Source organism: Caulobacter sp. Root487D2Y (assembly GCF_001427165.1).
Lineage (GTDB): Bacteria > Pseudomonadota > Alphaproteobacteria > Caulobacterales > Caulobacteraceae > Caulobacter.
Map to the genome: position 1 here is coordinate 33503 of NZ_LMFD01000015.1, position 13932 is coordinate 47434.

14 protein-coding genes are annotated in these 13932 nt (G+C 68.2%); 7 read left to right on the forward strand and 7 right to left on the reverse strand.

Annotated elements, in window-relative coordinates:
• The first annotated feature begins 13 nt into the window (after positions 1-13).
• From ASD38_RS21675 to ASD38_RS21695, 5 genes are all read left to right on the forward strand, one after another.
• Positions 14-355, forward strand: coding sequence for an ArsR/SmtB family transcription factor (locus tag ASD38_RS21675; protein ID WP_056446915.1), 342 nt, complete (start codon positions 14-16; stop codon positions 353-355).
• Between the two features lie 2 nt (positions 356-357).
• Positions 358-684, forward strand: a complete 327-nt coding sequence (locus tag ASD38_RS21680) for a rhodanese-like domain-containing protein (RefSeq protein WP_056446918.1) — start codon at positions 358-360, stop codon at positions 682-684.
• A 33-nt stretch (positions 685-717) separates the two neighbouring features.
• Positions 718-1752: an efflux RND transporter periplasmic adaptor subunit gene (locus ASD38_RS21685; protein WP_056446922.1), complete on the forward strand. Its 1035-nt coding sequence runs from the start codon at positions 718-720 to the stop codon at positions 1750-1752.
• A complete protein-coding gene (locus ASD38_RS21690; RefSeq protein ID WP_056463392.1) occupies positions 1749-4961 on the forward strand; it encodes an efflux RND transporter permease subunit in 3213 nt (1070 codons plus the stop codon). The genes ASD38_RS21685 and ASD38_RS21690 overlap by 4 nt, the downstream gene beginning before the upstream one ends.
• Before the next feature lie 181 nt (positions 4962-5142).
• Positions 5143-5478, forward strand: coding sequence for an ArsR/SmtB family transcription factor (locus ASD38_RS21695; RefSeq protein WP_056446926.1), 336 nt, complete (start codon positions 5143-5145; stop codon positions 5476-5478).
• A 15-nt stretch (positions 5479-5493) separates the two neighbouring features.
• On the opposite strand, the gene ASD38_RS21700 is transcribed toward ASD38_RS21695, so the two are convergent.
• Positions 5494-6267, reverse strand: coding sequence for a sulfite exporter TauE/SafE family protein (locus tag ASD38_RS21700; RefSeq protein WP_082554909.1), 774 nt, complete (start codon positions 6265-6267; stop codon positions 5494-5496).
• A gap of 78 nt (positions 6268-6345) precedes the next feature.
• On the opposite strand from ASD38_RS21700, the gene ASD38_RS21705 reads away from it, so the two are divergent.
• Both ASD38_RS21705 and ASD38_RS21710 read left to right on the forward strand, forming a co-directional pair.
• Positions 6346-7293, forward strand: a complete 948-nt coding sequence (locus ASD38_RS21705) for an MBL fold metallo-hydrolase (protein ID WP_442857062.1) — start codon at positions 6346-6348, stop codon at positions 7291-7293.
• 8 nt (positions 7294-7301) lie between these two features.
• Positions 7302-8057, forward strand: coding sequence for a hypothetical protein (locus ASD38_RS21710; protein ID WP_156390832.1), 756 nt, complete (start codon positions 7302-7304; stop codon positions 8055-8057).
• Positions 8058-8069: 12 nt separating this feature from the next.
• Here the strand turns inward: ASD38_RS21710 and pstB are convergent, their stop codons facing one another.
• The 6 genes from pstB to ASD38_RS21740 form a co-directional block, all read right to left on the reverse strand.
• Positions 8070-8876, reverse strand: coding sequence for a phosphate ABC transporter ATP-binding protein PstB (gene pstB, locus ASD38_RS21715; RefSeq protein ID WP_056446935.1), 807 nt, complete (start codon positions 8874-8876; stop codon positions 8070-8072).
• Positions 8873-9721 carry a phosphate ABC transporter permease PstA gene (pstA, locus tag ASD38_RS21720; RefSeq protein WP_056446938.1) on the reverse strand — a complete coding sequence of 283 codons (849 nt, stop codon included), beginning with the start codon at positions 9719-9721 and terminating at the stop codon, positions 8873-8875. The genes pstB and pstA overlap by 4 nt, the downstream gene beginning before the upstream one ends.
• A 7-nt stretch (positions 9722-9728) precedes the next feature.
• Entirely contained in the window at positions 9729-10691 is a 963-nt protein-coding gene (gene pstC, locus ASD38_RS21725; protein WP_056463397.1) for a phosphate ABC transporter permease subunit PstC, read from the reverse strand.
• A gap of 69 nt (positions 10692-10760) precedes the next feature.
• Positions 10761-11801 (reverse strand): phosphate ABC transporter substrate-binding protein PstS, encoded by a 1041-nt coding sequence (gene pstS / locus ASD38_RS21730; RefSeq protein ID WP_056446946.1) that lies wholly within the window; start codon positions 11799-11801, stop codon positions 10761-10763.
• A 100-nt stretch (positions 11802-11901) separates the two neighbouring features.
• Complete coding sequence (locus ASD38_RS21735; protein ID WP_162252155.1) at positions 11902-12789, reverse strand: LysR family transcriptional regulator; 888 nt, start codon at positions 12787-12789, stop codon at positions 11902-11904.
• Between the two features lie 58 nt (positions 12790-12847).
• Positions 12848-13834 carry a DUF4118 domain-containing protein gene (locus ASD38_RS21740; protein ID WP_156390833.1) on the reverse strand — a complete coding sequence of 329 codons (987 nt, stop codon included), beginning with the start codon at positions 13832-13834 and terminating at the stop codon, positions 12848-12850.
• Positions 13835-13932: the final 98 nt, after the last annotated feature.

Here is a 13932-nt window from a genome sequence, read left to right on the forward strand (position 1 = left end):
CATATACGCAACTATGAATTTTAACTCCACCACGCTCAAGGCTTCCGCGGACGACGCCTGCGCCCTGCTCAAGGCGCTGGCCAATCCGCATCGGCTGATGATCGTCTGCGCGCTGATCGACGGCGAGCAGTCGGTGGGCGCGCTCGCCCAGGCTCTGGGGGTTCGCGAGACCCTGGCCTCGCAACACCTGGGGCTCCTGCGCCGCGACGGCGTCGTCTCGGCCCGGCGCGAGGGCCAGACCATCTACTACGGCCTTCGCGGCGGTCAGGCCCGCGCCCTGGTCGAGACCCTGTCGCGTCTGTTCTGCGCGGTCCCTGAGGCCGCTCCCCACCCCGCCCCTTTGAAGGAGACCTAACGATGTTCGGATCGCCCAAGACCAAGGACCTCACCGCCCATCAGGTGAAGGCCGCGCTCGACGCCGAGAAGATCCTGCTGGTCGACGTGCGCGAACCGGCCGAGTTCGCCGCCGAGCGCATTCCCGGCGCGGTCAACTTCCCGATGTCCAGCTTCGACCCCAAGGCCCTGCCGGACGCCGGCGGCAAGGCGGTGGTGTTCAGCTGCGGCTCGGGCAAGCGCTCGGCCGCCGCGGTGGGTCATTGCCAGAAGGTGGGCCAAGCGCTCGACACCCACCTGACCGGCGGGATCATGGCCTGGAAGGCCGCCGGCCTGCCGACCGTCCGCTAGTCGACCATCACAAGACCACCTGGAGGGGACGCCATGACGGCGCGGCTACATCTGATCAGCGCCTTGGGAGCGGTCCTGCTGCTCAGCGCCTGCGGCGAGTCCAAGACGCCTCCGGCGCCGGCGGTCAAGGCGGCGCCGGAGGCCGGCCGGCTAACGATCCGCGCCCAGACCGTGGCCGACCTCAAGCCGGTTCCCGCGACCCTGACCACACGCGACATGGCCGAGGCTCGAGCGCGGATTTCCGGAACCCTGGTGGCGTTGAGCGTCAAGGAAGGCGATGTCGTCCGCCAGGGCCAGATGATCGGTCGGATCAAGGATGACCGACTGAGCCTGCAGACCGGGGCGTTCGACGCCCAGGTCGCCGCCGCCGCCGCCGAGGCCGCTCGCGCCCAGGCCGATCTTTCTCGCACCCGCGATCTCTTCTCGCACGGCGTCTATGCCCAGGCGCGCCTGGATCAGGTCGAGGCCCAGGCCAAGGCCGCCAACGCCAATCTGACGGCGGCCCGCGCCCAGCGCGGCGCCAGCGCCGAACTGAGCGCCCAGGGCGCGATCCTGGCCCCGGCCACCGGCCGGATCCTGGTCGCCGACGTGCCCGTCGGCTCGGTGGTGATGCCCGGCCAGTCGGTAGCCAGGATCACCGCCGGCCCGCTTGTCGTGCGCATCGAATTGCCGGAAGGCCAGGCGCGCGCCCTCAAGGTCGGCGACACGGTCGATCTCGCCGCCGAGGACCTGCGCGGCGTCGCCGCCCGCGGGACCATCGCCCAGATCTACCCCTCGATCACCGGCGGCCAGGTCACCGCCGACGTCACCGCGCCCAACCTGCCCGGCGACCTGATCGGCCAGCGCGTGCGCGCCGTCATCAAGATCGGCGAGCGCCAGGCGATCGTCATTCCCAGGCGCTATGTCGCCACGCGGTTTGGCGTCGACTACGCACGGCTGGTCGGCGCCGACGGCGCGATTTCGGAGTCTCCGATCCAGACCCGCGCCGGCCCCGCGGCCGACGCGGTCGAGGTCCTGTCGGGCCTGCGCCTCGGCGACGTCCTGACCCCGGCGGAGGCCGCCCGATGAACCTGGGCCTTTCGGGACGCCTGACCAAGGCGTCGATCAAGTCGCCCCTGACGCCGTTGATCCTGCTGGCGGCGATCGCCGTGGGCCTCTTGGCCCTGGTCTCGATCCCCCGCGAAGAGGAACCGCAGATCAGCGTGCCGATGGTCGACATCATGGTCCCAGCGCCCGGCTTGCGCGCCCCCGACGCCATCGAGCTGGTCGGCAAGCCGCTGGAGACGATCGTCAAGAGCGTCGCCGAGGTGGAGCACGTCTACACCTTCGCCGACGACAACCAGGTGATGGTCACCGCGCGATTCAAAGTCGGGGTCGATCCCGACGCCGCGGCCGTGCGCATCCACGAGAAGATCCGCGCCAACTATGATCGCATCCCGGCCGGGATCGCCGAGCCGCTGATCCAGACCCGCGGCATCAATGACGTGCCAAGCCTCGTCCTGACCCTGTCGCCCAAGCCCGGCGCCGCGGGTCAATGGAACGATCAGGCCCTGTATGAACTGGCCGGAAAGCTTCGGACCGAGGTCGCCAAGGTCGACGATGTCGGCCTGACCTTCATCGTCGGCGGACGGCCCGAGGAGATCCGCATCGCGCCCGACCCGGCCCGCCTGGCCCAGCATGGCGTGTCGCTCGCCGCCCTGATGGACACCGTGCGCCAAGCCACGCGCGCCTTTCCCGCCGGCCAGATCCGCGGCGGCGGCCAGGCGATCAACGTCACGGCGGGCCGCAGCCTGACCAGCAGCACCGATATCGGCCTTCTGGCCTTGCCCTCGGCCAGCGGCCAGGCGGTCTATGTCCGCGACGTCGCCGATGTGATCCAGGGCCCGCGCGAGGACCAGGCCCGCGTCTGGCGCTATGCCCGGATCGACGGCGCCTGGAGCCAGGCTCCCGCCGTCAGCCTGGCCATCGCCAAGCGCAAGGGGGCCAACGCCGTGGTTGTCTCCCAGGCCGTGCTGACCCGCGTCGAGGCGCTGAAGGGCTCGCTGCTGCCCGATAGCCTGGATGTGGCGGTGACCCGCGACTATGGCGCGACGGCCAACGAAAAGGCCAACGAGCTGCTGTTCCACCTGGGCCTGGCCACCTTGTCGATCGTGGTGCTGATCGGCCTGGCCATCGGCTGGCGCGAGGCGGCGGTGACCGCCGTGGTCATCCCCACGACCATCCTGCTGACCCTCTTCGCCTCCAATCTGATGGGCTACACGATCAACCGGGTCAGTCTGTTCGCTCTGATCTTCTCGATCGGCATCCTGGTCGACGACGCCATCGTCATGATCGAGAACATCGCCCGACATTGGGCCATGAACGACGGCCGAAGCCGGATCGACGCGGCGGTCGACGCGGTGGCCGAGGTCGGCAATCCCACGGTGGTGGCCACCCTGACGGTGGTTTCGGCCCTGCTGCCGATGCTGTTCGTCTCGGGCCTGATGGGTCCCTACATGGCGCCGATCCCGGTCAACGCCTCGGCGGCCATGGTGTTTTCGTTCTTCGTCGCCGTGGTCATCGCGCCCTGGCTGATGGTTCGCTTCGCCCGCAAGACCCTGACGGCCGGCGGCCATGGTCATGACGGCGAGGGCAAGCTGGGCGCGCTCTACCGCCAGGTCGCCGGCAGGGTGATCGCCACGCGCGCTAGCGCCTGGACCTTCCTGATCGCCGTGGGTTTGGCCACCTTGCTGGCCTGCGCGATGTTCGCCACCAAGACCGTGACCGTCAAACTGCTGCCGTTCGACAACAAGTCCGAGCTGCAGGTTGTGCTGGACATGCCGGAGGGAACCTCGCTGGAGGCCACCGCCCGGGCCCTGTCCGACGCGGCGGTCATTACCCGGACACTGCCCGAGGTCACCGCGATCGACGCCTATGCGGGGACCGCCTCGCCGTTCAATTTCAACGGCCTGGTGCGCCATTACTATCTGCGCAATCGCCCAGACCAGGGCGATCTGTCGGTCGCCCTGGCCGAAAAGGGCGAGCGCAAGCGCTCCAGCCACATCGTGGCCCTGGACCTGCGCCAGCGGCTGGCCAAGGTCGCCCTGCCGGCCGGCGCGTCGATCAAGGTGGTCGAGGCCCCGCCCGGACCGCCGGTCATGGCCACCCTGCTGGCTGAGATCTACGGCCCCGACGCCAAGACCCGGCGCGCGGTGGCCGAGCGCGTCAAGGCCGCCTTCAAGTCCGTGCCCTATATCGTCGATGTCGACGACAGCTACGGCCAGGCCCGCCCCGGTCTGCGCCTGGTCCCGGACCGCGATCGGCTCGAAGCTCTGAAGGTCGACGACCGGCAGGTGCTGGATTCGATCGGCGCGGCCTTCGGCGGTCAGGTGGTCGGCTACGCCCATCGCGGCGAAGGCCGTGACCCGCTGGAGATTTCGGTGCGCCTGCCGCAGTCGGCGCGCAGCTGGGGCGAAGGCCTGGCGGCCCTGCCCGTGGCCCAGAGCCAAAGCGGGAGACTGGTGGAACTGGGCGAGGTGGTCGCCGCGACCCAGGAACCTGGATCGACCCACATCTTCCGCCGCGACGGGCGCGACGTCGACATGGTGATGGCCGAACTGGCCGGCGCCTATGAGGCGCCGATCTACGGCATGATGGCTGTCGACAAGGCGATCCGGACCGCCGACTGGGGCGACCTGCCCAAGCCCGATATCCGGATGAACGGCCAGCCGACGGACGAGAGCAAGCCGACCGTGCTGTGGGACGGCGAGTGGGAGATCACCTGGGTGACCTTCCGCGACATGGGCGCGGCCTTCGGGGTGGCGATCCTGGGCATCTACGTGCTGGTTGTCGCCCAGTTCAAAAGCTTCCGGCTGCCGCTGGTGATTCTGACGCCGATCCCCCTGACCCTGGTGGGCATCGTCATCGGCCACATCCTGTTCAAGGCGCCGTTCACCGCCACCTCGATGATCGGCTTCATCGCCCTGGCGGGGATCATCGTGCGCAACTCGATCCTCCTGGTGGACTTCATCCGCCACAGCCAGACGGGCGGGCGGCCGCTGCGCGAGGTGTTGCTCGAGGCCGGCGCGATCCGCTTCAAGCCGATCGTCCTGACCGCCCTGGCGGCGATGATCGGCGCGGCGGTGATCCTGTTCGACCCGATCTTCCAGGGTCTGGCGATCTCGCTGCTGTTTGGACTGGCCTCATCGACGGTCCTGACCGTGCTGGTCATTCCCGCCCTCTACATCGTCCTGCGCGACGACCAGCGCCCCGCGACCCTGGCGCAGCCAAGACCTTGAACCTGGACGCCGATATCGCCCCCCAGAGCCTGGCCGACTGATCATCGCCGACGGGCGCCGGGGCTCCGAGGTGTCCGAAAGGACTGCCTGGATGCCGCGCAAGCCTGCGCCCCTCGGCCTGGACGCGAAGCCCGGCGACGGCGTCGCTTGAACGTTCATGCGTATCTTCTACATTAGGCAGATGAACGAGGCAGCCCTCTCCCCCTTGGCCGACGATGTCGAGGATCTCGTCGCCAGCGCCCAGGCCGCGGCGCGCCTTCTCAAGCTGATGGCCAGCGAACAACGCCTGCTGATCCTGTGCCGCCTGATCGACGGAGAGACTTCGGTCGGCGATCTGTCGGCTCATGTGGGCCTGGCCCAGTCCGCCACGTCGCAGCACTTGGCCAAGATGCGCGCCGAGGGCCTGGTCGCCACGCGGCGTGACGCCCAGACCATCTTCTACAGGCTGGACGATCCGGCCGCGGTGCGCGTGCTTGAAACGCTGTGCGACGTTTATCGCGGCGCCGGGACGCGCTGATCCACGATCACGACGTCAAGCCGTCGTGGCCCTGAAGGCCACATAGGCGGCGACCATGAGGACCAGGCCGGCGAACAGCCTGCGCGCCAGAAGGGCACGTCCCGCCAGAAGGGCCGCGCCGCGCACCCCCAGGGCGCCTCCGCCCAGGCCGCCCAGGACAAACAGCCCCGCGACGGGCCAATCGATCAGACCCGAGGCGGCGTAGTTCAGCGAGGTCGCCGCGCCGAACAGCGACACCGACAGCAGGGATGACGCAGTGGCGTTGGCCAGCGTCATGCCGGTCGCCGCCATCAGTCCCGGCACGATCAGGAATCCGCCGCCGATCCCGAAAAAGCCGGCGGCCAGGCCGGTCAACACGCCCAGCGGCGCCAGCTTCAGCATCAGGCCCGGACTGATATGGACCAGGGGATCGCCCTGGGACTTGGGGCGACGCATCATCGACAGCGCGATGGCCGCCATCGCGAAGGCGAACCACAGCAGCAGGCGTTGCCCCTCGACCGCCTTGGCCAGGGTCGAGCCCAGGAACGAGCCGATCAGCCCCGCGCCGGCGAAGACGCTGGCGCAGGGCCATTTGACCCGCCCTCCCCGGCCGTGGCCCACCAGGTTGAGCCCGGCGTTGACCGCGACCGCCGCGGCCGATGTGCCGATGGCGACGTGCGGATCGCGCACGCCCACGACATAGAGCAGCAGCGGGGTGGCCAGAACCGACCCGCCGCCGCCGAACAGGCCCAGCAGCGCGCCGACAAGCGCTCCGCTCATCAAGGCCGAAACGATCATGAACCAGGACATGGGAGCCAACCGGAGGGGACTTGTATATTCATATATTCGCATATAAATAGTTTGTCGACGCCGAAGTCCCGAGGGTCTGTGATGCCCGATCCGATCTCACCGCCCGACACCGCCTTGAACAGGGCGACATCGATCATCGACGAGGCGCTGCGTACGCCCGCCTCAAGGCCGCAGGTGGAGGCCTTCTTCGACGAGGCGACCTATACGGTCAGCTATGTTGTCCGCGATCCCGCCTCGTCGGCCTGCGCCATCATCGACAGCGTCCTGGACTATGACGCCGCCTCGGGCCGGACGAGCCAGCGGTCGGCCGACGCCGTCATCGCCCATGTCAGGGACCAGGGGCTGGAGGTCGTCTGGCAGCTGGAGACCCACGCCCACGCCGACCACCTTTCCGCCGCCCCCTATCTGCAGGCCGCCCTGGGCGGCCGCCTGGCGATCGGCGAGCATATCGTCGAGGTGCAAGAAACGTTCGGAAATCTCTTCAACGCCGGATCCGACTTTGCCCGCGACGGTCGGCAGTTCGACCATCTGTTCGCGGACGGCGAGGCGTTCTCCATCGGCGCGCTGAACGCCATCGCCCTGCATGCGCCTGGGCACACCCCCGCCTGCATGGCCTATGTGATCGGCGATGCGATCTTTGTCGGCGACACCCTGTTCATGCCCGACTACGGCACCGCGCGCTGCGACTTTCCGGGCGGCGATGCGGCGACCCTGTTCGCCTCGATCCAGCGCCTGCTGGCGCTTCCCGCCGAGGCTCGCGTCTTCCTTTGCCACGACTACAAGGCCCCCGGCCGCGACGCCTTCGCCTGGGAGACCACGATCGGCGCGCAGCGGCGAGACAACATCCACGTCCACGCGGGCGTCAGCCAGGCACAGTTCGTGGCGCTGCGCGAGGCTCGGGACAGAACCCTGGACATGCCCAGGCTGATCCTGCCATCGGTGCAGGTGAACATGCGCGGCGGTCGCCTTCCCGAGCCGGAGGACAATGGCGTGCGCTATCTGAAAATCCCCCTCGACGCCGTTTGATGAGCGCCATGACCAAGCTTCTCGCCCTCGCCGCGGCCGCCTTCGTCAGCGCCGCGCCCCTCGTCGCCCTAGCCGAACCGACCCACGTCATGGTTCGGGCCCAGGCTCTCGACGCCAAGTTCATCGGCGATCACATGGGCGGGGTCCGGATCAGGCTGAAGGACGCGCGAACCGGAGCGGTTCTGGCCGAAGGCCTGACCAAGGGCGGCACGGGCGACACCCAAAGGATCGTGCGCGCGCCTCGGGCGCGGGGCGACAGCGTGACAGACACCGCGACCGCCGGCTTCGAGGCGGTCCTGGACCTGAAACGGCCGACCCTTGTGCGAGCCGAGGCCACGGGGCCGATGGGCAAGCCGGGAGCTTCGATCGTTGTGACGTCCAGTCTCTGGATCGTTCCGGGCCGCGACATCCTGGGCGACGGCTGGACCCTCACCCTGCCGGGGTTGGTCGTCGAACCGAGCGCGGCCACGACATCGGACGGCGCGGTCGCCATCACGGCGAAAGTCGCCCCGATGTGCGGCTGCCCCATCGAGAAGGACGGCCTATGGGACGCGGCCAATTATCGTGTCGAGGCGCGACTGATGAAGGGGCGCGACCTTATCGCCAAGGCGCAGCTCACCTTCACGGGGCGAACCGGAGAGTACGCCGCGACCGTTCCGAAGGTCGCTCCGGGACGATACGCCCTGAGCGTGGTCGCGACGGACGCCAAGACCATCAATGCCGGTTTCGCCGAGCGGAAGATCACGCTGCGCGACCCGCGCTGACGCCCCGCGCCGCTAGCCGAACCGCCCGCTGATATAGTCCTGGGTCTGCTGGGCCTGGGGTTTCATGAACATGTCCGAAGTCGGGGTGAACTCGACCATTCGGCCCAGATACATGAAGCCGGTGTTGTCGGAGATGCGCGCCGCCTGGCCCAGATTGTGGGTGACGATGACGATGGTGAAGTCGCTTTTCAGCTCGCCGATCGTCTGTTCCAGCTTGGCGGTCGAGATCGGGTCAAGAGCCGAGGCCGGCTCGTCCAGCAGCAGGATTTCCGGTTCGACCGCGATGCCGCGCGCCACGCACAACCGCTGCTGCTGACCGCCAGAAAGGCTGAGACCAGAAGCCTGCAGCTTGTCCTTGACCTCGTCCCACAAGGCCGCCCGGCGAAGGGCCTTCTCGACCACCTCGTCCATATCCTTGCGGCTCTTGCTCTCGTAGAGCCGCACGCCGAAGGCGACGTTGTCGTAAATCGACATCGGGAACGGCGTCGGCTTTTGGAAGACCATGCCGATGCGCGAGCGCAGCTTGGCGATGTCCTTGACCGCCAGCAGGTTCTCGCCCTCGTGGTCGATCGTTCCTGTCGCGCGCTGACCCGGATAGAGGTCGTACATCCGGTTGAAGGTGCGCAGCAGGGTGGACTTGCCGCAGCCCGACGGCCCGATCAGGGCGGTCACCTGATTGCGGACGATCGGCAGATCGACCCCGAACAAGGCCTGGGTCTTGCCATAAAAGAAGTCGAGCCCCTTGGCCCGCAGAGCGACGCTTTCGCCGACCGGTTCAAGGATGTGGGGCAGAAACTCGGTGGAGACAGGCTTGGTCATGGACGGGTGTTCCCCCGCGCGATGATCACGCGGCCGATGATGTTGATCGAAAGCACAGTGAGGGCGATGAGCAGCGCGCCGGCCCAGGCCAGGCCGCGCCAGTCGTCATAGGCGCTGAGCGCATATTGGAAGATCACCGCCGGCAGGCTGGCCGTCGGCTTGGTCAGGTCCAGGGCGAAGAACTGGTTGTTGAGGGCGGTGAACAGCAGTGGAGCGGTCTCGCCGCTGATGCGGGCGAAGGCCAGCAGCCCGCCCGTGAGCAGCCCGCCGCCGGCGCCGCGCCAGACGATCTTGCGGATCGTCACCCAGCGCGCGGCCCCCAGGGCCACGCCGGCCTCGCGCAAGGCGTTGGGCTGCAGGCGCAGAATGTCCTCGGTGGTGCGGGTGACCACGGGCGCGGCGATCAAGGCCAGGGCCACCCCGCCGGCCAGGCCCGAGAAACCGTGGAAAGGCCGCACCACCAGCTCGTAGACGAACAGTCCCACCAGGATAGAAGGCGCCGAGAGCAAGACGTCGTTGAGGAACCGCACCACGTGGCCATAGGCGCTGTCGCCGCCATATTCGGCCAACCAGGTGCCGGCCAGGATCCCGACGATCAGGGCGATGACCATGGCCACGCCGCACATCATCGCCGAGCCGACGATGGCGTTGCGCAGGCCGCCGATCGACCCGGGCGCGGGGGTGTCCCGGGTGAAGATGTTCAGGTTGATCCCGCCGAAGCCCTGTTTGAGCAGCGACCACATGATCAGCCCAAGCGCCGACAGGGCCAGCAGGGTGGCCAGGGCGCAGAGCCCGACGAAGAGGGTGTTGGCGGCCTTGCGGCGGAAGCGTCGGTCGAAGGTCATGGCCGCCTCAATCCTGACGCTGGCGCAGCAGCAGCGCGCGCGCCACGGCCAGGACGCTGAAGGTGATGACGAACAGCACCAGGCCCAGGGCCGTCAGGGCGGCGGTGTGCATTTCGCCCGTCGCTTCGGTGAATTCGTTGGCGATGGTCGAGGCCAGGGTCGAGCCGCTGTCGAACAGCGATTGGGGCAGGCCGTGGGCGTTGCCGATGATGAAGGTCACGGCCATGGTCTCGCCCAGCGCCCGCCCCAGGCCCAGCATGATCACCCCGACCATGCCGCTGCGGACATAGGGGATGGTCACCGACCGGACGACTTCGAACGGCGTGCAGCCGATGCCGTAGGCGCTCTCGCGCACCTGGGCCGGCACGGTGAGAAAGAGCTCGCGAAACACCGCGGCCATGTAGGGCAGGATCATCACCGCCAGGATCAGGGAGGCGGTGAAGATGTTGGCGCCGTTGGGCACGCCGTAGAACACCTTCTCCCAGACCGAACCGGCCGGGATGTTCATCATCAGCGGCAGTTGGACGTGCAGCGCGAACCAGGGCGCCAGCACGAACAGGCCCCACATGCCGTAGACGATCGACGGAATGCCGGCCAAGAGCTCCACGGCGATCGCGATCGGCTGGGCCGCGCGTTTGGGGCAGAACTCGACCAGGAACACCGAGACGCCCAGGGCGATCGGCAGGGCCAGGATCAGGGCCAGGGCCGAGGTGATCAGGGTGCCGGCGATCGGTCCGGCCGCGCCATAGACCTCGGTGACCGGGTTCCAGGTGGTGTCGGTGAAGAAGCCCAGGCCGAACTTGTGCAGGGCCGGCCAACCGCCGATGGCCAGGGACACGATGATGCCGCCAAGCGCCGCCAGCAGCAGGGTGGCGGCCGACAGACAGGCGAACTGGAAGATCGGGTCGAACCAGGCGCCCTTGGAGGCGGCCCTGGTCGGCCTTGGCGCGGTCAGGGGGATGTCGGCCATGGGTTCCGCTATAGGAAAATGGGCGGGAGCACAGGTCTCCCGCCCGGGCAGAAAGGTCGAGGTCGAAGCTTACTTGGAGACGTAGACGCTCTTGCCGTCGGGGCCCTTGATCATCGACACCCATTGCTTGCGCATCATGGTCTTCACCGAGGCGGGCATGGGCACGTAGTCCAGGGCGCCGGCCGCGCCGTCGCCGTTCTTGTAGGCCCAGTCGAAGAACTTCAGGACGTCGGCGCCTTGGGCGGCGTTGTCCTGCTTCTTGTAGACCAGGATGAAGGTCGCGCCGGTGATCGGCCAGGACTTGGCGCCCGGCTCGTCGAGCAGCAGCAGGTAGTTGCCCGGAGCCTTGGCCCAGTCGGCGCCGGCCGCGGCTGCGGCGAAGTTGGCGGCGGTCGGGGCGGGGAACTGGCCGGCCTTGTTCTGCACCAGGACGTAGGTGGCCTTGTTCTGCTTGGCGTAGGCGTATTCGACATAGCCGATCGAGCCGATCGTCTGCTTGACGAAGGCCGAAACGCCATCATTGCCCTTGCCGCCCAGGCCCACCGGCCATTGCACGGAGTCGCTGGCGCCGACCTTCGACTGCCAGGCCGGGCTCTTCATCGACAGGTAGGAGGTGAACAGGAACGAGGTGCCCGAGCCGTCCGAACGGTGGACGACGGTGATGGGCAGGTTGGGCAGCTTGACGCCCTTGTTGGCGCCGACGATGCGCGGGTCGTTCCACTTGGTGATCGCGCCCATGTAGATGTCGGCCAGCACGGAACCGCTCAGGTGCAGTTGGCCAGGATTGACGCCCGGCAGATTGACCACCGGCACAACGCCGCCCATCACGGTGGGGAACTGCATCAGGCCGGCGCCGTCCAGCTCTTCAGGCTTCAACGGCTTGTCCGAGGCGCCGAAGGCCACGGTCTTGGCCTTGATCTGCTTGATGCCGCCGCCCGAACCGATGGCCTGATAGTTCAGGCCAACGCCCGTCTGGGCCTTATAGGTCTCGGCCCACTTGGCGTAGACCGGTGCGGGGAAGGTGGCGCCGGCGCCCGAAATGTCACCGGCTTGGGCGGCCGTGCCGGCCAGAAGGGCCACACCCAGGGCGGCCGCGAGCTTCTTCAACATCCGTCATCTCCTCGGGCGCCAGCAGAAGGCCGCCCCCGAATTGGGACTTAGACGGAAAATATAACAGTGACATGACGGTTCGTAAGTTGATCTTACAACACTATTGCTCGTCGCGCGGCCCATGCCCCTGGGCCAGGGCCTGGCTGCGGCGCAGTTCCAGGCGCAGCCACATGACGAACCGCTCGGCCGCGTCGGCGGCCTCCGGCAAGGCCTGGACCCGCGCCGTCAGCCACTGGCCAGCCGAAACCTCGAAGCCCAGGGCCGCCAGCCGTCCCGAGGCCAGATAGGATTCGGCGGCGAACACATTGCTAAGCACGATGCCGCCGCCCTGGACGGCGGCGTCCAAGGCCATGGCCGCGTCATCCAGCAGGTGGGCGCGAGGCGGCTTGGCCCCCGGCGCCCAGCGCGCGGCCCACAGGCCCCAGCTGTCGGCCGCGTCGGCGATCAGGGGGGAGCGCAACAGCGCCTTGGGCTGGGCCGTGGCCAGCTTGGCGGCCAACTCCGGCGCGCACAGCGGCAGATAGGACAACTCGCACAGCGCGCCCTTGACCGCCCTGGGGCTCCAGGCCAGAGCGATATCGGCGCCTTCGGCGGCCTCGCGCGTCGAGATCTGCACCTCGACGTCGGGAAGGGCCTCGTTGAGACGGCCGATCTTGCCGGCGAACCACAGCCGACCGAACACCACCGGCATGGCGATCGTCAGGGCGGCGTCGGCCCGCGGGCCGAGCACTTCGCGCATGGCCCGGCTCAGTGATTCCTGAGCTTCCGAATAGGTCTGGGCCAGACGCAGGGCGGCCGAGGACGGCTCCATGGCCCCGCCCTTGCGTTCGAACAGGCGCGTGCCGAGATCCAGTTCGAGGCGGCGGATCGATTGGCTGACCGCGCTGTGGGTGATCTGCAACTCCCGCGCCGCCGAGGTGAAGCTGCGGTGGCGCGAGGCGGCTTCGACGGCGCGCAAAGCTGTAAAGGGCGGCGGTCTGTCTGACATGGCCATCGAGTCTAAACGAGGAAGTTGAACTTACAATGACCCGAACCGAAACGGCGCCTCAATGCACGGTCGAGGGCGCCTCGCGCAGGCCGTGGGCGCCGCCTTCCAGCGGGAAGGTCAATTCGGAGACCCGGCCCTCCGCGGCGCTGCGCGAGCTGAACCGCCCCCGCAATTGCTCGACCATGGCCTGGATCATGGCGGTGTCGCCGCCGATCACTTCGAGGGGATCGAGCGGCCGTTCGATTTCGGTGATCCGAAGCTTGCCCATGCCGCGGTCGCCGCGCAGGCTGATGCGCATCAGCCCCGGGTCCTCGGCGGCCAGGCGGACATTGAGGCATTCGAGCAAGACCAGGGCCACCGAGGTGGCCTGTTCGGTCGACAGCCACAGCCCGCCCCGCTCGAACTCGATGCGTACCGGCGGATGCTGCCGCGCCGACAGGGTGGCGTCGAGCAGTTGTCGGGCGAAAGCGTCGAAATCCAGCAACTCGCTAGGCTCCCCCGCGAAGCTGCGGTGGGTCTTGGAAATCAGCATCGTGCGGGCCGAGGCCTCCGCCAGCGCCCGGGCCACGGTCTTGTCGGGCTCGTCGCGCGCCTGAAGCTGCAGGATGGCGGCGACCAGCTGCAGATGATTGGTCACCCGTTCGTTCAGTTCGCCAAACAGCCCCGCATGGGCCTGGGCCAGGTCCTCGGCCTTGGCCTGGGCCACCTTGGTGGCGGCCACGGCGCGGGCCATGCCGGTGATGAAATAGATCGCCACCGCCGAGGTGGTGGCGAAGAACAGCAGCGAGGTCAGCGAATCCAGGTCCGACTTGATCTCGAATTCAGGCCGGGCGAAGCGGAAATAGCCGATCGCCGCCGACAGCACCGCGGCGACCATGGCCGGCCGCGCCCCCAGGACATAGGCGCTGATCAGCACGATGGGATAAAAGACCGTGTAGGCGTGGTTGGCGCCGAAGACCGGGTCGAGCGCCCAACGCGCCGCGAACCCCGCGGCCACCAGGCCCAGGTTCGCCGCGTGGACGCCCAGGCGCCCCAACCGGTTCACACGCAAGATCTTGCTCCGACGGCTCAGCTCGGACGGCTTTACGACAACGGCGCGACGGTTTCATGACGGTGGGGCGATGTCACGCGCCGCTCAAGAAC